The sequence below is a fragment of the Allofournierella massiliensis genome (assembly GCF_004345265.1).
Taxonomy (GTDB): Bacteria; Bacillota; Clostridia; order Oscillospirales; family Ruminococcaceae; genus Allofournierella; species Allofournierella massiliensis.
In genome coordinates this window covers 63060-82433 of sequence record NZ_SLUM01000011.1, presented here as the reverse complement: position 1 = coordinate 82433, position 19374 = coordinate 63060, and the positions used below count along the sequence as shown (strand labels likewise).

At 62.4% G+C, this 19374-nt stretch carries 19 protein-coding genes; all 19 read right to left on the bottom strand.

Annotated elements, in window-relative coordinates; translation table 11 throughout:
- Positions 1 to 20 precede the first annotated feature (20 nt).
- The 19 genes from EDD77_RS07965 to EDD77_RS07880 all read right to left on the bottom strand — a co-directional run bounded on the left by EDD77_RS07965 (position 21) and on the right by EDD77_RS07880 (position 19312).
- Positions 21 to 1295 (bottom strand): ABC transporter permease, encoded by a 1275-nt coding sequence (locus EDD77_RS07965; RefSeq protein ID WP_242868311.1) that lies wholly within the window; start codon positions 1293 to 1295, stop codon positions 21 to 23.
- Entirely contained in the window at positions 1292 to 2005 is a 714-nt protein-coding gene (locus EDD77_RS07960; RefSeq protein WP_058963345.1) for an ABC transporter ATP-binding protein, read from the bottom strand. The genes EDD77_RS07965 and EDD77_RS07960 overlap by 4 nt, the downstream gene beginning before the upstream one ends.
- On the bottom strand, positions 2002 to 3168 hold the full coding sequence (locus EDD77_RS07955) for an efflux RND transporter periplasmic adaptor subunit (protein WP_082669521.1): 1167 nt from the start codon (positions 3166 to 3168) through the stop codon (positions 2002 to 2004). Before EDD77_RS07955 ends, EDD77_RS07960 begins: the two co-directional genes overlap by 4 nt.
- Before the next feature lie 252 nt (positions 3169 to 3420).
- On the bottom strand, positions 3421 to 4422 hold the full coding sequence (locus tag EDD77_RS07950) for a helix-turn-helix transcriptional regulator (RefSeq protein WP_077138496.1): 1002 nt from the start codon (positions 4420 to 4422) through the stop codon (positions 3421 to 3423).
- 3 nt (positions 4423 to 4425) lie between these two features.
- Complete coding sequence (locus tag EDD77_RS07945) at positions 4426 to 5292, bottom strand: prephenate dehydrogenase (protein ID WP_058963347.1); 867 nt, start codon at positions 5290 to 5292, stop codon at positions 4426 to 4428.
- A complete protein-coding gene (aroA, locus tag EDD77_RS07940; protein WP_058963348.1) occupies positions 5285 to 6559 on the bottom strand; it encodes a 3-phosphoshikimate 1-carboxyvinyltransferase in 1275 nt (424 codons plus the stop codon). The genes EDD77_RS07945 and aroA overlap by 8 nt, the downstream gene beginning before the upstream one ends.
- A gap of 24 nt (positions 6560 to 6583) precedes the next feature.
- Entirely contained in the window at positions 6584 to 7615 is a 1032-nt protein-coding gene (aroF, locus tag EDD77_RS07935) for a 3-deoxy-7-phosphoheptulonate synthase (protein ID WP_058963349.1), read from the bottom strand.
- A gap of 48 nt (positions 7616 to 7663) precedes the next feature.
- Complete coding sequence (gene aroQ, locus EDD77_RS07930) at positions 7664 to 8113, bottom strand: type II 3-dehydroquinate dehydratase (RefSeq protein WP_058963350.1); 450 nt, start codon at positions 8111 to 8113, stop codon at positions 7664 to 7666.
- Positions 8079 to 9347 (bottom strand): shikimate kinase, encoded by a 1269-nt coding sequence (locus tag EDD77_RS07925; RefSeq protein ID WP_058963351.1) that lies wholly within the window; start codon positions 9345 to 9347, stop codon positions 8079 to 8081. Before EDD77_RS07925 ends, aroQ begins: the two co-directional genes overlap by 35 nt.
- Positions 9332 to 10465 (bottom strand): chorismate synthase, encoded by a 1134-nt coding sequence (aroC, locus tag EDD77_RS07920; protein WP_058963352.1) that lies wholly within the window; start codon positions 10463 to 10465, stop codon positions 9332 to 9334. The genes EDD77_RS07925 and aroC overlap by 16 nt, the downstream gene beginning before the upstream one ends.
- Before the next feature lie 4 nt (positions 10466 to 10469).
- Positions 10470 to 11492 (bottom strand): 3-dehydroquinate synthase, encoded by a 1023-nt coding sequence (locus EDD77_RS07915; RefSeq protein WP_058963353.1) that lies wholly within the window; start codon positions 11490 to 11492, stop codon positions 10470 to 10472.
- A 29-nt stretch (positions 11493 to 11521) separates the two neighbouring features.
- The gene (locus tag EDD77_RS07910; RefSeq protein WP_058963354.1) at positions 11522 to 12583 is read right to left on the bottom strand and encodes a prephenate dehydratase domain-containing protein; all 1062 of its coding nucleotides are present in this window, start codon (positions 12581 to 12583) and stop codon (positions 11522 to 11524) included.
- A 108-nt stretch (positions 12584 to 12691) separates the two neighbouring features.
- A complete protein-coding gene (locus tag EDD77_RS18040; RefSeq protein WP_156417370.1) occupies positions 12692 to 12865 on the bottom strand; it encodes a hypothetical protein in 174 nt (57 codons plus the stop codon).
- Positions 12862 to 13665, bottom strand: coding sequence for a hypothetical protein (locus EDD77_RS07905; protein WP_058963355.1), 804 nt, complete (start codon positions 13663 to 13665; stop codon positions 12862 to 12864). The genes EDD77_RS18040 and EDD77_RS07905 overlap by 4 nt, the downstream gene beginning before the upstream one ends.
- 4 nt (positions 13666 to 13669) lie before the next feature.
- Positions 13670 to 14404 carry a lysophospholipid acyltransferase family protein gene (locus EDD77_RS07900; RefSeq protein WP_242868312.1) on the bottom strand — a complete coding sequence of 245 codons (735 nt, stop codon included), beginning with the start codon at positions 14402 to 14404 and terminating at the stop codon, positions 13670 to 13672.
- A gap of 170 nt (positions 14405 to 14574) precedes the next feature.
- Positions 14575 to 16041, bottom strand: coding sequence for a 4-alpha-glucanotransferase (malQ, locus tag EDD77_RS07895; protein WP_058963357.1), 1467 nt, complete (start codon positions 16039 to 16041; stop codon positions 14575 to 14577).
- A 24-nt stretch (positions 16042 to 16065) separates the two neighbouring features.
- A complete protein-coding gene (locus tag EDD77_RS07890) occupies positions 16066 to 16902 on the bottom strand; it encodes a carbohydrate ABC transporter permease (RefSeq protein WP_058963358.1) in 837 nt (278 codons plus the stop codon).
- Complete coding sequence (locus EDD77_RS07885; protein ID WP_058963359.1) at positions 16902 to 17744, bottom strand: carbohydrate ABC transporter permease; 843 nt, start codon at positions 17742 to 17744, stop codon at positions 16902 to 16904. The genes EDD77_RS07890 and EDD77_RS07885 overlap by 1 nt, the downstream gene beginning before the upstream one ends.
- 203 nt (positions 17745 to 17947) lie before the next feature.
- Positions 17948 to 19312, bottom strand: a complete 1365-nt coding sequence (locus EDD77_RS07880) for an ABC transporter substrate-binding protein (RefSeq protein ID WP_058963360.1) — start codon at positions 19310 to 19312, stop codon at positions 17948 to 17950.
- Positions 19313 to 19374 lie beyond the last annotated feature (62 nt).

The window sequence follows — 19374 nt, the reverse complement described above, 5'->3', positions numbered from 1 at the left end:
AAGCCCGGGTGTTTTTCTGCTTATTCGTAACGAAGTGCCTCGATGGGATCCAGCTTGGCGGCCTTGTTGGCCGGGTAATAGCCGAAGAACACGCCGATGGCCATGGAGAAGCCCACCGCCACCAGCACAGTGCCCAGATCCACCCGGGCGGGCGCACCGATCAGGGAGGCGCCCAGACTGCCCAGACCGAAGCCCACCAGAATACCCAGTGCGCCGCCCACCAGACAGATGACCACCGATTCCACGATAAACTGGGTGCGGATGGCCCCGTTGGTGGCGCCCAGCGCCTTGCGCACGCCGATCTCCCGGGTGCGCTCGGTGATGCTCACCAACATGATATTCATCACGCCGATGCCGCCCACCAGCAGGCTGATGCCCGCAATCACCCCGATGGCCAGCGAGATGGTATCCAGCACGCTGGTGATGGAGCTCATCTCGTTTTGCAGGTTGTACACGGTAACCAGAAACTGCTCGTTGTTCTTGTAATAACGCTCCTCAAAGAACTGCTCACTGCGCAGCTGGAACGCATCCGCGTCCACACCGGCGGCGGGCACCACCTCACACCAGAAATAACTGCCGCCCGCAATGCCGTTCATGTCGTGCAGGGTGGTGAGGGGCAGATACAGATCGGTGGTGGTGTTTTTGTTCACGGTGGCACTGCCGCCCAGCAGCGGGCTCATGGTCTGGTAGGCATAAACGCCCACGATGGACAGTTCATGCACCGCACCGCCGGATTCCGTCACCTCGATGGTCTGGCCCAGCGCGGCCTGATCGTCGCCGCCGAACAGGTTATCCACCAGCACGTCACTCACCAGTGCCACCTGACGCACGCCCTCCTGATCCTTTTCGTTCAGGGCGCGGCCCACCACCAGCTCGCATTTTTCCGCGTCGAAGTAGCCCTGATTCACACCGGTGATATTCACCTTTGCGGTGTTCGCGCCAATCTGGATCTTACCCGCACCGCCGCTTTCGGTGAGCACCACCGCCTTGATCTGCTGGGCAAACCGCTCCTCGTAGGCCTGCAGCATCTCGTCGCTCAGCAGGTCGCTTTCCTGATAGCTGTAACTGTTCGGGTAGTCGCCGTTTTCATCCGGCCGGGGATCCACACTCAATTGCAGGTTGTTTCCGCCCATGGCCACCAGGCTTTCGCTCACCGTACTGGTGAGGGAATTGCCCACGGTGACGATGGCAATCACCGAACCGATGCCGATGATGATGCCCAGCATGGTGAGCAGGGCACGCATCTTGTTGCTGCGCAGCCCGCCCAGGGCCAGCTTGATGTTTTCCCAGATCACTGCGCCGCGCCCCCTTTCACTTCGCCGGTAATGCGCCCGTCCCGAATGGTGATGATCCGCTCGCATTCGGCGGCCAGCTCCCGGGAGTGGGTGATGAGCAGGATGGTTTTGCCCTGCTCCTTGTGCAGCTTGTGGAACAGATCCATCACCACCCGGCCGGTGGCGGAATCCAGCGCGCCGGTGGGTTCGTCTGCCAGCAGCACCGCCGGGTCGTTTGCCATTGCCCGGGCAATGGCCACACGCTGCTTCTGACCGCCGGAAAGCTCGTTGGGCTGGTGCGCCATCCGCTTTTCCATGCCCACCAGCTCCAGCAGCTCCTTTGCCCGGGCGGTGCGCTTTGCCGCGCCGATGCCGTTGTACAGCATGGGCAGCTCCACATTTTTCAAAGCGCTGGTGCGGCCGATCAGGTTGAAGGTCTGGAACACAAAGCCGATTTTGCGGCAGCGCAGCGCGGAAAGCTCGCTGTCCTTTGCGGCAGTCATGTCGATGCCATCCAGGAAATAGCTGCCCCGGGTGGGTTTGTCCAGCGCGCCCACAATGTTCATCAAGGTGGACTTGCCACTGCCGGACTCGCCCACGATGGCCACGAACTCGCCCTCATACACATCCAGATCAATGCCATGCAGAATCTCCAGCTCGTTGGGCTGGCCGATGTAAAATTTCTTCACGATGCCCCTCAGCTGGATGATGGGCTTCTTTTCGCCGCTCATTGCATTGCCTCCGGGTCAGCCAGACTGCGCAGCTCCATGCCCTCGGTCAGGCCCTCGCCGCTCACCTCCACCGACAGATCCGTCTCCATGCCGGTGGTCACCGGGACGGGGGTGAAGGTCACGTTGCCCTCGGCGTCGGTGTTCTTCTGGTAAACCACAGCTTCGCCGTTTTCATCGGTGCCCACTGCGTCCAGCGGCACACTGAACACGCCCTTTTTCTCTTCCAGCAGAACCTTGGCCTTGGCAGTCATGCCCAGACGCAGCGCACCGGTGGCATCGTCCACTGAAACCTTCACTGCATAGCTGGCTTCGCCATTCTCGTTCACGGTGGCCTTGGGGGCGATCCAGCTGATGGAACCGTGGAACACATCCTTCGCGCCGGAGGTCAGGGTCACACTCTGGCCCACACTCAGCTGGTTCACGTCGTATTCCCGCACGCTGAGCAGTGCCTCCAGCGCGCTCTGGTTCTCGATGGTGGCGATCTCGCCCGCAGCGCCGCCCACCACAGCCTTTACCTGCGTGATGGTTCCGGCGCAGGGCGCGGTGATGGTGCACTGCTTTTTGGCATTCTGCAGGGTTTTCAGCTGCTGGGCTGCCGCGCTGGGGGCATCCGCCGCGGTCACCGCGTTCACCAGCACATCCTGTGCATCCTCAATGGCCAGACTGTCCTGCCGGAGCTTGGCATCCCGCTCAGTCTGATCCCAGTCAGCAGTCACATCCTCGTCGATGGTTTTCTGGTTGCGGGCATCCTCCAGCCGGCGCTGCGCCTGAGAAATGCTCAGGTCGTTCTGCTGCTTTTCGGCGGCCACCGCCTCCTGCTGAACCTTGATCTGGGCATCCAGATCGGTGGTATCCAGCGTGGCGAGCACATCGCCCTCGGCCACCACATCACCTTCGCTTACCAGCACCTCGGCCACCGGGTAGGTCTGGGCCGCGGCCACCTGGGTCACCTGGGCAGACTGGATGCTTCCGCTCACGCTCAGGGTCCGGCTCAGATCGCCCTTTTCCAGCGTGAAGGTCTGTACCTGCTGGGCTGCCGCCTTTTGTGCGGCCGCGGCCGCCTGATTCATCCGCGTCCAGCCCACAGCGCCGGCCACAGCCAGCACCGCCAGCACAATCAGCGCCTTTTTGTGCCGGCCCAAAAACGATGTTATCCTGCTCATCCCTCATCGACTCCTCTTATTTCATCTGTATGGCGGCCCCGCAGGGCCGCTGCTGTTCCAAACACCCGGGCACGGAAAACAGCCCTCTGCCGTTTTTCGTCGCCAGCGGACAAACCGTTCAAAAAATTTGCGCCGGGCGTTTTCTTTACAAACGTAAAGACGAATCATGACCGGGCCTTTCTTCATTTTGAGGGAAATTTTTTCATAAAAAACCAGAGCCCCTCTTTTTCGAGGGGCTCTGGTTGCAGCATTTTATTGTGCAGGCTCTTTTGTCTGATAGGCTTTTGAGATAGTTTCCAGCATCTGGCGCAGCTGCTGGCGGGCATCTGCCGGAGCCACAAGCTCCACCCGGCCGCCAAAGCCGCACAGCCAGCCGAAAAAGGGCGGGCTGACCACCACATCCGCATACAGAGTAAACCGGCCGTCCGGCTGGGGCATGATGGTCACACCGGTGCCGAACCGATCCAGCATGGGGCCGATGACGCTGTTTTCGCACCGCAGCTCCACCCGGCTGACCGGCCCGCCGAACATGCCGAACATGGGTTTTGCGTAGTTGCGCATCTTCTGGGGGTCGAACTCCTCCCGGCCAAGGCGGGGCTGCTCCAGCGTGGTGATGGAGGTCATCTTGTCCACCCGGTAATGGCGCATGCCCTTGCCCTCCTCGAAGGCCACCAGATAGTAGTTCTCCTCTTCCCACAAAAGGGCCCAGGGACTCACCTGATAGGCTCCGCCACCCCGGCGGGCCACCTTTTTCTTGTCCAGATTCCACTCCTGGTACACAAAACGGACCTGCCGGTCCGAGGCGATGGCCCGGTGCAGCGCATCCACGTTGTAATAGATGCTCTCGTTCATGCTCTTCACCCGGCTGGAGGCGAACACCTGCCGCTGCAGCTCGTTTGCCTCCCACTGGCTGGCAAACTGGCTCAGGGCGCGGATCAGCTGGTCGCTTTTTTTGCGGGTGATGAAACGGGAGGCCTGCACCGAATCTGCCAGCAGCTTGAGCTCGGGCAGCTGGAAGGGCCGACTGGCCAGATGATAGCCGCCGCCCCGGCCCCGGTGCTGCACAATATCGTAGCCCAGCGCCCGCAGGGTGGCAATGTCGTCGTAAACGCTCTTGCGCTCGGCGGCGATGCCCTCGGCGGCCAGCAGCTCCAGAATGCGGGGCACATTGATCAGGTGTTCCTCATCGGTATAGCGGGCAAGAATGCGCAGCAGCCACACCAGCTTGCCCTTCTGACCTTCGCTGCGGGGCATGGCTCACTCCTCCTTTTCCTTCTTGTCAAAGGCGGCCCGCGCCCGGGTGGACTGGCGGAACATTTCCTCCAGCGCGGCCCGGTCCCCCTGCTGCAGGTATCCCTTCAAAGCCTGCAGCCGGGCGGTAAAGCCGTCGATTTCGTCGATCAGGTTTTCCCGGTTCCACAAAAACAGCTCCGCCCACATGGTCTCGTTGATGCGGGCGATCCGGGTCAGATCCCGGAAGGAATCGCCGGTGTAGTCGGCAAACTGCTCCGCCCCCGGCGCGCACATCAGGCTCACCGCAATGGCGTGGGTCAGCTGGCTCACATAGCCGATCATCCGGTCGTGCTCGGCGCAGCTGAGCACCCGGATGTGGGCAAAGCCCAGCGTCCGGCCCAGCCAGCGGGCAAACTCCACCCCTTCGGGGGTGTTGCGGTCGGTGGGGGTAATCAGGAAATTGGCGGGGGAGAAGTCCACCAGATGGGAATTCTCCACACCGCTGACCTCCTTGCCCGCCATGGGGTGGCTGGCAATGAACTCCACCCCCTCGGGCAGGGCGGTCTGCACCGTTTCCACAAGGCCGGCCTTCACGCCGGACACATCGGTGCAGATGCAGCCCGGCCGCAGCAGGCCGCCATACCGGGCCACCCATTCTTCCAGCGCGGTGGGGTAAAGGGCGAAGATCACCCGATCCTCCATTCGCACCAGCTCTTCAAAATTTTCGCTTGCGCCATCCGCAATATAGCCCTTTTCTTTGGCAAACCGGATGGCTTCGGGGTTTGTGTCGATGGCGTATACCTGCGCAAAACCCGCGCGGGCAAGGCCCCGGGCGTAGCTGCCGCCCAGCAGGCCCAGGCCCACAATGAGAAAACGGTCGTTCTTATTCATCCCGCACCTCGATTCGTGCACCCACGCGCTCCAGTACCCGGAAAAAGTCCGGCCAGCTTTTGGCCACCGCGCCCGCGTCCCGGATGGTCACCGGTACCCCGGCGCACAGGCCCGCCATGGCAAGGCTCATCACCACCCGGTGGTCGTTGTGGCTGTCCAGCTCCGCCGGGGCATGCAGCGCCGCCGGGCGGATGGTCACGGTATCCTGTGTGCTTTCAATGTCCGCGCCGAACTTGCGCAGCTCCTCTTCCATGGCGACAATGCGGTCGCTCTCCTTGATGCGCAGCCGCCCGGCATTGATGATCGTTGTTTCCCTCTCGCAGAAGAGGGCCAGCGTCATCAGGATGGGCCCCAGATCCGGGCAGTCGGCCAGATCAATGACCGTGCCGGAAAGGGGAGCCCTTTCAAAGCGCACGCTGCTGCCATTCCGCACAAAGCGGGCGCCGCAGCCCTCCAGAATGGGCAGAATGGCCCCGTCGCCCTGCAGGGAATCCGGGCGAAGATCCTCGATGGTCACGCCGCCCAGCACCGCGCCCAGCACGGCGAAGAAGGCCGCCTGGCTGTAATCGCCCTCTACCCGGTAATCCCGGCCGCGGCCGCACTGACCTCCGGGAATCAGCAGCTTCATGCGGGTCTCGTCCGCCCAGTTCACCTGCACGCCGAAATCCCGCAGGGCCGCCAGCGTCAGCTCCACATAGCTGCGGCTTTCAAAGGGCGGGGTGATGGTGAGGGTGCTGTCGCCCTCCAGCAGGGGCAGCGCAAACAGCAGCCCGCTGATGAACTGGCTGGACACATCCCCCGGAATGGTGTAGTCGCCGGCGGCAAGGGGCCCGCGGATGGCAAGGCCCCCTTCGCTCTGGTCAAATTCCAGGCCCTGGGCCCGGAACAGGTTTTCATACACGCCCATGGGCCGCTGGAGCAGCCGCCCCCGGCCGGAAAATTCCACCCGACCGCCGCACAGGCTGAACACCGGGATCAGAAAACGCAGGGTGCTGCCGCTTTCGCAGCAATCCACCGGGCCGTCCGGGCAGGCCACACAGCCATGGCCGGTAATCCGCGCCCAGCCTTCCCCCCGCTCCACCTGCGCGCCCAGCCGGGCGGCGGCGGTGAGGGTGGCGTCCACGTCCTGGCTGAATTCCAGATTCTCCACCCGGGAGCACCCCCGGGCCAGCGCGGCGCTGAGCACCGCCCGGTGGGCCATGCTCTTGGAGGGTGGCGCGGTGATCCGGCCGCCGATGGCGGCCGGGGCTTGGATGTGGGCGATCATGGACGTTCCTCCTTTTGGGTCTGCTCAGTCAAGAGGCTGGCGCACACCACGGCCCAGCACCTGCGCGATCTGGCGGCACTGGTCGATGGTCTCGCGGAATTTATCCGGCTTCAGGGTCTGGGCGCCGTCGCTCCAGGCATGCTCGGGGTCAGTGTGTACCTCGATGATCAGGCCGTCAGCACCGGCGGCCACGGCGGCCCGGCTCATGCTCTCCACCAGACGCCAGTCGCCGGTGGCATGGCTGGGGTCGATGATGATAGGCAGGTGGGTTTTCTGCTTGATGATGGGCACAACGGAAAGATCCAGCGTGTTGCGGGTGTACTTCTCGAAGGTGCGGATGCCGCGCTCGCAGAAAATCACGTTCTCGTTGCCGCCGGCCATGATGTACTCGGCGCTCATGATCCACTCCTCGATGGTGTTGGCAAGGCCGCGCTTGAGCAGCACCGGCTTTTTCATCTTGCCCACCGCCTTCAGCAGCTGGAAGTTCTGCATGTTGCGGGCGCCGATCTGCACCACGTCCACATATTCCTCGAACTCCTCGATCCGATCCTCGCTCATCAGCTCGCTCACGATGGGCAGGCCGGTGGCCTCGCGGGCCTTCACCATGGCCAGAATACCCTCGGTACCCAGGCCCTGGAAGGCATAGGGGGAAGTGCGGGGCTTGTAAGCGCCGCCGCGCAGCATGCAGCCGCCCGCCGCCTTCACGGCCTGGGCGATCTTCAGGGTGGACTCGTCGCCCTCCACGCTGCAGGGGCCGCCGATGACCACCAGCGGCTCGTTGCCGCCGATTTTGATGCCGTTCACATCCACAATGGTGTCGGCTTCATGGAACAGGCGGTTTGCCTTCTTGTAAGGAGCGGACACACGGGTCACGCTGTCCACCCAGGGGTTGGCGGCCACAACCTTCTCGTTGATCTTGGTGGTGTCGCCCACCAGACCGAACACGTTGTAGTCGGTACCACGGATCAGAGTGACCTCAAGGCCCTGGCTCTCGAATTCCGAAATAATTTTCTGCAGCTCCTCCTGAGGGGTGCCGCGCTTGGTGGAGATAATCATAATCTGTTCTTTCCCTTTCCCTGTATGTATTTGTTTCCCTTTGCAGGTTTACTGCTTCTGTTCGCTGTTTTCGACTGTCTCAATGAGGAAATCCACCGCGTTCAGGTAGCCCTGCAGCCCCTGACCGATGAAATGCCCCTGACAGGCCATACCCGCATAGCTGATCTGGCGGAAGGGCTCCCGCTTGGTCACATCGGTGATATGCACCTCCGCTGCGGGCAGCGCCACCGCCTTCAGCGCATCCAGAATGGCCACGCTGGTGTGGGTGTAGGCCCCCGGATTGATCACAATGCCGTCGCAGTCAAAGCGAGCCTGCTGAATGGCGTCCACCAGATCGCCCTCGTGGTTGGACTGGTAGAATCGCACCTCCACGCCCCGCTCGTCGCATTTTTTCTGGATCAGATCCAGCAGGCCCTGGTAATCCACCGTGCCGTACAGGCCCGGCTCCCGCACGCCCAGCAGGTTAAGGTTGGGCCCGTTCAATACCAAAAGCTTCATACAACGCCTCCTGCGCGGCCTTTGTCGCCCGGCTGAAGGGCTCGCCGCTGTTTTTCACACAAAGGTCCGCCGCACCCTCGTACAGGGGCCGGCGTTCGGCCTCCATCTGTTTCAATCCGTCCATACTGGTGGAGAGGGGACGGTTTCCGCCCACCTTCAGCAGCTCCACCGGCCGGTCGATGAACACAATCACGCCGTTCTGGCGCAGCGCCCGCACGTTTTCCGGCCGCTTGACCACGCCGCCGCCGCAGCTGATGATCTGGCCGCTGCCCATGCCGAAGCGGGCCGCGGTTTCGGTCTCCAGTGCACGGAAGCCGTCCTCCCCCCGCTCCTCAAAGATCTGAGGGATGGATTTGCCCGCCGCCTTTTCAATCTCGGCGTCCAGATCCACAAAGGGCCGGTTCAGTGCCCTGGCCAGCTGGCGGCCGATGGTGGATTTGCCGCAGCTGGGCATGCCCACCAGACAGACGTTCAGTCGCTGGGCCCGGATGCTGCGCACGATGGGCTGAATTTTCGAGGAGGGGATACGCCGACCGGTGAACTGGCGGGCCGCATACAGCGCCTGCGCCACCAGCATTTCCAGGCCGCTGGCACAGGGGATGCCCGCCTCCTCGACCCGCAGAATCAGCTCGGTTTTAAAGGGGTTGTAGACCACATCCAGCACCGCCTCCAGCCGGGGCAGGCCCGCAGGCTGGATGTGGCATTCGCCGGCGTTCGGGTACATACCCGCCGGGCTGGTGTTGATCAGAATCTGCACCTGACTCTGGACCTGCGCCTGCTCGTAGGTGAGCGCGCCGTCTTTGCCGGTGCGGCTGGCAAACAGAATTTCCGCCGCGCCCTGATCCTTCGCCACCGCATGCACCGTGCGGCTGGTGCCGCCGGTGCCCAGAATCAGCACGCTTTTGCCCTTGAAATCCACCCCGTGCTGGTTGGCCAGATACAGAAAGCCGTCGTAATCGGTGTTGTAACCGTGGAGAATGCCGTCCCGGTTCACCACCGTGTTCACCGCGCCGATGGCTTTGGCCCGCGGCTCCAGCCAGGCGCAGTAGGGGATGACCAGCTGCTTGTAGGGGATGGTCACATTGATGGCCCTGAAGGCCTTTTTCTGCAAAAATTCCCGTGCCTGCTGCTCGGTGGGCAGGCTGCACAACTCATAGCGATAGCCGCACAGTGCCTCGTGGATGGCCTTGGAGTAGCTGTGGCCCAGCTTTGCGCCGATCAGTCCGTATTCCATGGTGCTTCCTCCTCTGCCTGCCACAGCGGCCCCCAGCGCTGGGTGAGCAGGTCCACCAGACCGAAGGCCACCGCCGCCGTCTGCACAATAGCAGCCCGGTGGGCGATGCAGGGGTCGTGGCGGCCCTGAATCTGCAGCTCGGCGGGCTGCATCGAACCCATGTCCACCGTCTGCTGGGGCTTGTAAATGCTGGGGGTGGGCTTCACCGCGGTGCACACCACCAGCGGCATGCCGTTGGTGATGCCGCCGTTCACGCCGCCGTTGTTGTTGGTGGTGGTTACCACCCGGCCGTCCTTTATGGTCATCGGATCGTTGGCCACGCTGCCCCGCAGCCCGGCCATGCCGAAGCCCGCGCCGAACTCCACGCCCTTCACGGCGGGAATGCTGAACAGCAGGTGGGCCAGCTGGCTTTCCACGCTGTCGAAGAAGGGCTCGCCCGCGCCCGCAGGCAGACCGGTGACCGCCGTTTCCAGCACGCCGCCCACGCTGTCGCCCTCAGAGGCGGCGGCCCGGATGGCCTGCTGCATTGCTTCGCCGGCAGCCTCGCTGAGCACCGGCAGGCCGGTGCAGGCGTCCAGCGCAGCCAGCTGGGCGTTCAGCTTCTCTTCCTCCAGAGCAAAGGCCTCGTCCTCCACGCCCGCGATGCACGCCGCGTGGGTGGCCACCCGGATGCCCTTTGCCAGCAGGATGCTCTGGCACAGCGCACCCGCCGCGCACAGCGCCGCGGTAATGCGGCCGGAAAAATGCCCGCCGCCCCGGAAGTCCTCAAAGCCGCCGTATTTCACATGGGCGGTGTAGTCCGCATGGCCCGGGCGGCACAGGCCCAGGGTCTTTGCGTAATCACCCGAGCGGGTGTTGGTGTTTTCGATCACCATGGTAATGGCGGTACCGGTGGTGCGGCCGTTGTACACGCCGCTCAAAAAACGCACCTTGTCCGCCTCGATGCGGCTGGTGGAAAGACCGCCCTTTTTCGCCCGCCGCTTTTCCATCTGGGCGGCGATGAATTCCTCATCCACCGGAATGCCCGCGGCCAGACCGTCCAGCACCGCGCCGATGGCCGCGCCGTGGCTCTCGCCGAAGATGGTCAGCGCAATGGCGCTGCCGTATGTGTTTTTCACCCAATCACTTCCCCATCAGGATCGCCTTCAGCCCGACTTCGTCCAGCTTGTCCAGCCGCCAGCAGCCCAGGCCGGGCACCTTCACCACCGTGATGCGCCCGTCGCGGAATTTTTTGTCGTGGAGCATGTAGGCCCACACCTTTTCCTTGTTGTAGGCGGTGCGGGCGGGCAGACCCAGCTTGCGGTACACGGCCCGCACCCGTTTGGCCAGCTGCCGATCCTCGATCATGGGCAGCAGGCCCAGCGCCACGCACTCGCCGTGGTACAGGCCGTTGGTGCGGCGGCCGGAGATGCCCTTCACCGCCTCGATGCCGTGGCCCAGCGTGTGGCCCAGGTTCAGAATGGCCCGCATGCCTTTTTCCGTCTCGTCCTTTTCCACCACCTGCTTTTTGATCAGCAGGCTGCGGTAGATAATGGTCTCGATCTCGGCGTCCACGTCCAGCTTCTCGAACATCTCGAACAGCTCGGCGTCGCTGGTCAGGCTCATTTTCACCGCCTCGGCCAGACCGTTGATGAAATGGCGGCGGGGCAGGGTGGACAGGGTATCCGGATCCACCACCACCAGCCGGGGCTGCCAGAAGGCGCCCACGATGTTCTTCGCCGCGCCCAGATCCACCGCCACCTTGCCACCGATGGAGGAATCGATCTGGGAAAGGGTGGTGGTGGGGCAGTTGATGAAGTCCACACCGCGCATGTAGGTGGCGGCCACAAAGCCGGCCAGATCGCCCACAACGCCGCCGCCCACGGCCACCACCAGATCGCCCCGGTCAAAGCCCAGCTCCAGCATCCGGCGCAGCAGGCCCTCATACACCTTCAGGCATTTGCTGCCCTCGCCCTGGGGCACGGTTTCAATGTGGCCCTCCCTGCACTGGGCGCGCACGATCTCGGCGTATTCGGCGGGCACGCCGCTGTCGGTCACGATGAGCACCCTCCGGTTCAGATTGGCCAGAAGGCCCAGGTTGTGCAGCGCGCCGCGCTTTAAGATAATGTCGTAGCTGCGCTCGCCCAGCCGCATGGTCAGTTTCATTCCGTCGGTACTCCTTGTCTGCTCGTTGCTCATTTTGTATAGACCCCCAATACCCGCAGTGTGTTGCAGATTTGCCCCAGCGCCTCCAGCAGGGTCTTGCTTTCCTGTCTGCCGGGCTGGCCTTCCAGTTCCACATAAAAATAGTATTCAAAGGGTACGCCGGGCATCGGCCGGCTTTTGATGCATTCCATATTGAACCCGGCCGCGCCGATGGCCTGAATCACCCGGGCCAGCTGCCCGGCCTTGTGGTCCACCGTAAACAGCAGGCTGAACCGGTCGCCCTCGGCGGGATTTTCCCGGGTAATTACGATAAAGCGGGTGGTGTTGTCGCCGTCCGAGTTGACGCCCGCCGCCAGCACCTGCAGCCCGTAAAGCTCGGCAGTCTCGGCGCTGGCGATGGCCGCCAGCGTAAGGTCGCCGCTTTCAGCCACCTGTTTGGCCGCCACTGCGGTGTTCAGGCACTCGGTGGAGGCAAGGCCCAGGCTGTTCAGGAACCGGGCGCTCTGGGCAATGGCCTGGGGGTGGCTGACCACCCGGCGAATGTCCGCCAGCCTTGCCCCGGGCAGCGCCAGCAGATTCTGGCGCACCGGCAGATCATACACCCTGCAGACGTGCAGCTCCGGGTGGGCAAAGCAGAGATCCAGCACCGCAGACACATCCCCCGCGTTGCTGTTTTCAAAGGGCAGCACACCGTATGCCGCCTCGCCGCTCTCCACCGCATCGAACACCGCCGCCCAGGTGGGGTAGCTTTTTGCTTTTGCCAGCGGGAACAGCTTTCGCAGCGCAATGTGGGAAAAGGCTCCCTCCACGCCCTGATAGGCTACCTGGTCACGCCCCAGCACCTCCAGCTGATACTGGGCCGCCAGCTGCCGCCCGGTCTGCCGGAAGGCCCGGTAATACCGCTCCAGCGCCGGATCCTGCCCGACCAGCTCCGCCGGCAGCGCCGGCTCCTGCTCGCCTTCAAAGACGGGCCGGGCCTCGCCCTGCTCCCGGGCCTTAAGGGCCGCCAGCTCCATCCGGCGGTAAAACAGCCGGGCCAGCTGCCGATCCAATTCCTCTGCGGACTGTGCGATGCTCTGTTCCGGTTCCATGCAACACCCTCCTGCCACATTAATGTGATAAAGTATACCATATCCCGTGGTTCGGCACAACCGTTCCGGGGCTCTTTTTTCGGCCCGGTTCGGCTTTTTCCGCTGCGGTCAGCCCTTCGGCTCCCGCTTTTGCTGCTCCCGGGCCTGCCGCGCCAGCTGCTCAAAGCTGCGCTCCGGGGTATAAAAACGCCGGTAGGGGTTTTCCAGCGGAGGCCGTGGCGGAGTATCCGCCTTCTTTTTGCCGGAAAACCGTTCCTTCAGCCGGATCAGAATCTTTTTCACTGGGCGGTTGCCCCTTCGGTGATGGTCTCAAACAGCGCCACACCGGCATCCAGATAGGGGGGCGTTTTGTCGCCATATCCGCGGCGGGCCACCACAAAGCGGCTCATGTATTCCTGGCAGTCCATAGTCTCACCGGTGGCGGTGGTGTATTCGCCCAGATCCAGCGAGGCCAGCACCGGGCAGTCGCTCCAGGCAAACCATTCCACCCCGTTCAGAGGATCCTCTTCGGAAACCGTGGTACCATCTGCCGCGCTGAGCACGCCGTAGGTCCTCTGGAATGTCTCCGGCTCATCCACCAGGAAGATCACCGCTTCGCCGGTGGTCAGGTCCGCATTCAGCACGGTAGACTGGGCCATCTGCATATAACCGTTGGTCAGCTCGTTCATGGCCCCGCCCACATCCTGCACAGTGCTGGTGCTTGTACTGGTGCCGGTGCTGCCGGCATTGATGCTGGCGTCCAGTCCCTCCAGGTCCAGCTGGTAGGAACGAACCTGCGCCAGTGCCTGACCGTCGCCGTTGGCATCCTCCACAAGACCGCTCAGCGCCCGCCCCAGGGCATCGCTCACCTCTTCGGGCAGAGCTTCGGCACTGACCAGCGCGATCTGCTGATCCGGATGCACAGCGGTCAGCGCCTTCCAGGCATAATAGCCCACCACAGCCACCACGACGGCAATCACCGCCACGATCTTCCAGTTATAGTGCCACCAGTTGGTAGCCTTCTGTTTTTTGGTGTATTCAATGGGTTCGTCCGGTTTCAGATCCTCCGGATCGATGTTCAGGGTATAACGTGCGCTTGCCATGGCTTTATGCCTCCTTTTCTTCCTTCAGTGCAGCTCCGATCAGGGCCGCGGTGCGCTGGGGCAGTTCCTTCAGCTCTTCCCGGCTCAGATCCCCGGTCTCGATGGGGGGCAGAATATGAATGGTCACATGAGCAGGCTTCATCCAGCCGCCGTTGTTTTCCATGATGTCCCGGCTGTGCAGAATGGCGATGGGCACCAGCGGAGCCTTTGTCTTGGTGGCAATGCGGAAGGCGCCGCCCTTGAATTCCAGCAGGCTTCCCTCTTCGCCCTTGTTGCGGGTGCCTTCCGGAAAGATGGTTACCGAGTAACCCTTTTTCACGTTGGCAATGGCTTCGTTCAGCGCCTCCATGGCCTTGCGGGGATCCTCCCGGTCCAGAAAAACGCAGTGCAGAAGGCGCATCCAGCCCCGCACCAGCGGGATTTTGCCCACCTCTTTTTTGGAAACCAGCGCGTGGGGCGCGTCCAGCTGGGTGAGCACGAGGGGAATATCGTAATAGCTGCGGTGGTTGCCCACAAACACGCAGGGCCGTCCCTCGGGGATGTTCTCCCTGCCGGTTACAGTAACGGTCACACCGGCCAGCCGCAGCAGCTTGCCCGCCCAGTCCGGCACCCAGCGGGCGGCCAGTGCGTCGGCGGTGGCCCAGTCGCCTGCATCCAGCGCCTTCAGGCCCCTGCGCAGAAGGGGCAGCTTGAACAGCAGATACAGCCAGAAATAGATAAACCAAACAATGGTGCGCATAACAGTTCTCCTTGCAGTTTCGGGCAGCCGAACGGGCTGCGTCATTACGGCTTATTGTACCATAATCGGCCCAAAAGAAAAAGCTTGCCACCCCATTCTTTGCCTAAAACTAACAAAAACGCCTCTCCATTCGGAGAGGCGTCTGGAAGGTGTTTGGATAATTTTCCAGTTTACCGGCCGTACAGCTCGGTGAGAGCCGCGATGCGCTGAGCAAGGGCCGGGGTCAGTGCGCCGGGTTCCAGCCTCCACTGCCAGTTGCCCCAGGGGCGGCTGGGCACGTTCATCCGGGCCTCTGCGCCCAGCCCCAGCCAGTCCTGCATGGGGATGATGGCGGTGGCGCTCACGCTGGCCATTGCAGCCCGGATAAAGCCCTCCACCAGCGGCTCGCCCTCGGCGTGCAGATAGGCGCGGGCGCGGGCCACATCCTCCGGGTGGGCGTCAGTTTCCCATGCTGCGGTGGTTGTGTTGTCGTGGGTGCCGGTGTAGACCACCGAGTTGTGCAGATAGTTGTGGGGCAGATAGTCCCCGGCTTCCCGCCGGTCGAAGGCAAATTGAAGCACCTTCATCCCCGGGTAGCCGCTGCCCTCCAGCAGCTCCTTCACCTGCGGGGTCAGATATCCCAGATCCTCGGCAATGATCTGTGCACCGGGCATCTCTGCGTGGATGGCCCCGATGAAATCCATGCCCGGGCCGGGCTGCCAGCTGCCGTTCTGGGCGGTGGTGTCCCGGGCGGGGATGGAATAATAGCTTTCGAAGCCCCGGAAATGGTCGATGCGCACCACATCGTAAATGGTAAGCGCATGGCGCAGCCGCCGCAGCCACCAGGCGTAACCGGTGGCCTTGTGGCGGGGCCAGTCGTACAGGGGATTGCCCCACAGCTGACCGTCGGCGGCGAAGGCATCCGGCGGGCAGCCCGCCACCCGGGTGAGCCGCCGATCCCCATCGGTCTGGAACAGCTCCGGCGCAGCCCAGATGTCCGAGGAATCCGGCGAAACATAGATGGGAATGTCTCCGATGATCTGCACGCCCTTCCCATGGGCATATTCCAGAAGCGCGGCCCACTGGCAGTAGAACAGATACTGGATCTTCCTCCAGTAGTCCACCCGTCCGGCCAGCCGCTTTTGGGCCCGCTCCAGTGCATCGGGGCGGCGCAGACGCACCTCATCCGGCCAGCAGGTCCAGCTCTGCTGATCGTTTTCCTCCTTGAGTGCCATGAAGAGGGCGTAGTCCTCCAGCCAAGCGCTCTGTTTTTTCTGCCAGTGGGCAAAGCCTGCATCCCCGGCCGGAAGCCGGTCCGCCGCTTTTTGCAGCAGCGCGTGGCGGTGGGCATACAGCGCACCATAGTCCACCCGGGCCGGATTTACGCCCCAGTCCGCTCCGGCTTCCTCTTCGGTGAGCAGGCCCCGGGCGATCAGGGTGTCCGGATCAATGAAATAAGGGTTTGCCGCAAAGGCAGAAAAGCTCTGATAGGGGCTGTCGCCGTAGCCGGTGGGCCCCACCGGCAGAATCTGCCAGTAGGTCTGGCCCGCGGCAGCAAGAAAATCCACAAACTGCCTGGCCTCTTTGCCCAGCGTGCCGATCCCCCAGGGGCCCGGCAGGCTGGAAACCGGCAGCAGGATGCCGCTTGCTCGCTTCAACACGATCGCTCCTTTCCCGTTGGATCAACCCTTGACCGCACCCGCGGCCACGCCCTTGATGATGTGCTTCTGGCAGGCCAGATAGAACAGGATGATGGGCACAATGGCCAGCACCAGCATGGCCATCATGGCGCCCCAGTCCACCGAGCCGTAGCCGCCCTTCAGATACTGAATGGCGATGGGGATGGTTTTGTACTTGCGCAGATCCAGCACCAGACTGGGCAGCAGATAGTCGTTCCAGATCCACATGGTCTCCAGAATGCCAACGCTCACCAGTGTGAGCTTGAGCATGGCCAGAACCACCCGGAAGAAGGTCTGCAGGGGATTGCAGCCGTCGATCATGGCGGCTTCCTCCACCTCGATGGGCACGCTGCGCATGAAGCCGGTGAACATGAACACCGCCAGACCGGCACCGAAGCCCAGATAAATCAGGATAATGCCCACCGGGTTGCCCAGGTGCATGGAGTCGCTGATCTTGGACAGGGGATACATGACCATCTGGAAGGGCACCACCATGGAGATCAGGCACAGCATGTAGATGGCCCTGGTGTACCAGGTGTGAACCCGGCTGATATACCAGGCGCACATGGAGGTGCACAGCAGAATCACCGCCACGCTGGCCACGGTAATGAACAGGCTGTAGCCGAAGGCACTGAAGAAACCGGTCTTGCGCAGACCCTCCACATAGTTTTCCAGCCCCACAAAGGTCTTTTCATTGGGCAGCGCGAAGGGCATCCGGTTGATGTATGCCTTTTTCTTGAAGCTGTTCATGAAGATCATCAGGATGGGCGAGATGTAAACAAGGCTCACGATGGAAAACACCAGCGTGTAAATCCAGCCATGTTTTGTCTTGTCGGTCATTACTGCTGCACCTCCTTCGAACGGGTCAGGCGGTTCTGGGCCAGCGCCAGGATCGCCACCAGAATGGTAAAGATCACAGCCTTTGCCTGGCCGACGCCCTCCCAGCCGTTGCGGCCGTAGAAGGTGTTCACAATATTCAGCGCCAGCATCTCGGTCATATCCGAGGGCTGGCCGTTGGTGAGGGCCAGGTTCTGGTCATACAGCTTGAAGCCGTTGGTCAGCGTCAGAAAGGTACAGATGGTGATGGAGGGCATGCTCATGGGCAGGGTGATGCGCCACAGGCACTGGCGGGAGCTGGCGCCGTCGATGCGGGCCGCCTCGTACAGATCGCCGGGAATGCTCTGCAGGCCGGCGATGTAGATGATCATCATATAGCCCACCTGCTGCCAGCACATCAGGATCACCAGACCCCAGAAGCCGTAGGATGCGCTGTAAGTAAGGGTGCGGCCGAACAGCCCGAAGATGCCGTTCAGAATCAGCTGCCAGGTATAGCCCAGCACGATGCCGCCAATCAGGTTGGGCATGAAGAACACGCCCCGGAACAGGTTGGTGCCCTTGAAGCTCTTGGTGAGCAGCAGTGCCACCGCAAAGGCCAGCACGTTAATCAGGATTACCGTGACCACCGTGAACAGAGCAGTGAACCACAGCGAATGCAGGAAGGTGGGGTCGGACCAGATGCGGCCGTAGTTTTTCAGCCCCACGAACCGGGCATCCGAGATGGTGGTGAATTCGCAGAACGAAAGATACACGCCCTCGATAAAGGGGGCGATAAAGCCGATGACAAAGGCCAGCAGGGTGGGCAGCGCGAAGATGGGGAAGTATTTTTTGACCGCGCGTTCCATAAACAGTTCCCTCCTTGTTGTGATGGATGAAAAATCGGATCGGGCCGCCCGGGGCCGTCATGCCCGCCGGTCCGCCCCCCGCAGGGGACGGCACTGCGCCGGGCCGGAAGCAGACCGGCAGGCATGCGCAAAAACCGCAGCGGGGGCGGGCAGAACCTGCCCGCCCCCTTCGGTTTTACGGATACAATTCAGTGCTGTGCGGCTCAGCCGTTGGCAGCTGCATACTCGGTGGCCCAACCGTCCACGAAAGCGGTCTCAACACCGCTCCAGTCGCCGGTACCCTGAGCGTACTCCAGCAGGGCGGCGCCCACGCCGTTCTTCCACTCTTCGGAAGGCATGGTGGTGAAGCACCAGTCCACGGTCTTGTGGCCGGCAGCCACGTCCTCGTTGGCGGCCAGAACCAGCGGGTTCTCGGGCAGGTATTCATCGGTGAAGCCGGTGAACGGGCACACAAAGCCCATGTCCTTCATACCGGTCTTGCCGGTCTCGCTGGTGATGCACCATTCCACAAAGTCGATGGTGGCCTGGATGTCTTCCTCGCTGGCCTTGGCGTTGATGCACCAGTAGTTCTCGGAACCGGTGCACAGGCCCTGATTCTCTTCGCCCTCAACGCCGATGTAGATGGGCATCATGCCCATGTCCTCGTCGGCCACTTCGTAACCGGTTACCTGGCCGTAGCCCCAGGTGCCGTTCTGGTAGAACACGGCTTCGCCCATGGCGAACTCGGCGGCTGCGTCGTCGCCGGTCTTGGAGCCGATCATGGCAGGCTCACAGGTGGCGTTATTGATGTACAGATCCCACACGTTCTTGTAGTTCTCCAGGTAGGTGCCCTTGATGGCCTCAGTGGAGGTGATGCCGTCGGCCTGGTACTCGTAGTAAACGGGCAGGTTGGCCAGATGGGTCTTGAAGCGCCAGTCGGAAGAGGAGTCCATGCCGGCGCTGGTGAAGGCGGCAAAGCCCAGATCGTCCTTATGGACGGTGATGTCCTCGGCCACAGCCTTCAGGGTGTCGAAGTTGTTGATCTCGGCGGCATCCTCGATCACCGCGTAATCCTTGGCGATGTACTCGTTCAGCAGCGCCTTGTTGTAGATCAGGCCGTAGGTCTCGATTACGTATGCCACGCCGGCAACCTTGTCGCCGTCCTTCAGGGCGAAGGAATCGCTGGTAAGCTGCTTGTACAGCTCAGTGTCGGACAGATCATAGCAGTAGTCCTTCCAGGCAGCCAGGCCAACGGGGCCGTTCACCTGGAACAGGGTGGGTGCGTCGGTCTTGGCCATATCGGCCTTCAGGGTGGACTCGTAGGTGCCGGAGGCGGCGGTGACCACGTCCACGGGAACGCCGGTCTCCTCGGTGTACTTGGCAGCCAGCTCCACCCACTGGTCTGCCTGCTCGGGCTTGAAGTTCAGATAGTAGACTCTGCCGCCGGAAGCGTTTCCGGTGGTGGAGGCTGCACCGGTGGAGGTGCTTTCGCCGGTCTGGGATGTACTGGTCGTCGTTCCGGAGCCGCCGCAGGCCACAAAGCTCAGCGCCATGGCCGCTGCAAGCACAAGTGCAAGTGCCTTTTTCATAGTGTGTTTCTCCTTTTTTGATGCTTGATGGTTGTCGATTGAAGGGCGGGTCGCTCCCGCCC

Coding starts and splice junctions, on each gene's coding strand:
- EDD77_RS07885 (WP_058963359.1), bottom strand. CDS start 17,744: ATGGAACGCGCGGTCAAAAAATACTTCCCCATCTTCGCGCTGCCCACC.
- EDD77_RS07955 (WP_082669521.1), bottom strand. CDS start 3,168: ATGAGCAGGATAACATCGTTTTTGGGCCGGCACAAAAAGGCGCTGATT.
- EDD77_RS07950 (WP_077138496.1), bottom strand. CDS start 4,422: ATGCCCCGCAGCGAAGGTCAGAAGGGCAAGCTGGTGTGGCTGCTGCGC.
- EDD77_RS07905 (WP_058963355.1), bottom strand. CDS start 13,665: ATGGCAAGCGCACGTTATACCCTGAACATCGATCCGGAGGATCTGAAA.
- EDD77_RS07890 (WP_058963358.1), bottom strand. CDS start 16,902: ATGACCGACAAGACAAAACATGGCTGGATTTACACGCTGGTGTTTTCC.
- EDD77_RS07910 (WP_058963354.1), bottom strand. CDS start 12,583: ATGGAACCGGAACAGAGCATCGCACAGTCCGCAGAGGAATTGGATCGG.
- aroF (WP_058963349.1), bottom strand. CDS start 7,615: ATGATTATCTCCACCAAGCGCGGCACCCCTCAGGAGGAGCTGCAGAAA.
- EDD77_RS07960 (WP_058963345.1), bottom strand. CDS start 2,005: ATGAGCGGCGAAAAGAAGCCCATCATCCAGCTGAGGGGCATCGTGAAG.
- EDD77_RS07880 (WP_058963360.1), bottom strand. CDS start 19,312: ATGAAAAAGGCACTTGCACTTGTGCTTGCAGCGGCCATGGCGCTGAGC.
- EDD77_RS07900 (WP_242868312.1), bottom strand. CDS start 14,404: ATGCGCACCATTGTTTGGTTTATCTATTTCTGGCTGTATCTGCTGTTC.
- EDD77_RS07915 (WP_058963353.1), bottom strand. CDS start 11,492: ATGAAACTGACCATGCGGCTGGGCGAGCGCAGCTACGACATTATCTTA.
- EDD77_RS07925 (WP_058963351.1), bottom strand. CDS start 9,347: ATGGAATACGGACTGATCGGCGCAAAGCTGGGCCACAGCTACTCCAAG.
- aroA (WP_058963348.1), bottom strand. CDS start 6,559: ATGATCGCCCACATCCAAGCCCCGGCCGCCATCGGCGGCCGGATCACC.
- EDD77_RS07945 (WP_058963347.1), bottom strand. CDS start 5,292: ATGAATAAGAACGACCGTTTTCTCATTGTGGGCCTGGGCCTGCTGGGC.
- aroQ (WP_058963350.1), bottom strand. CDS start 8,113: ATGAAGCTTTTGGTATTGAACGGGCCCAACCTTAACCTGCTGGGCGTG.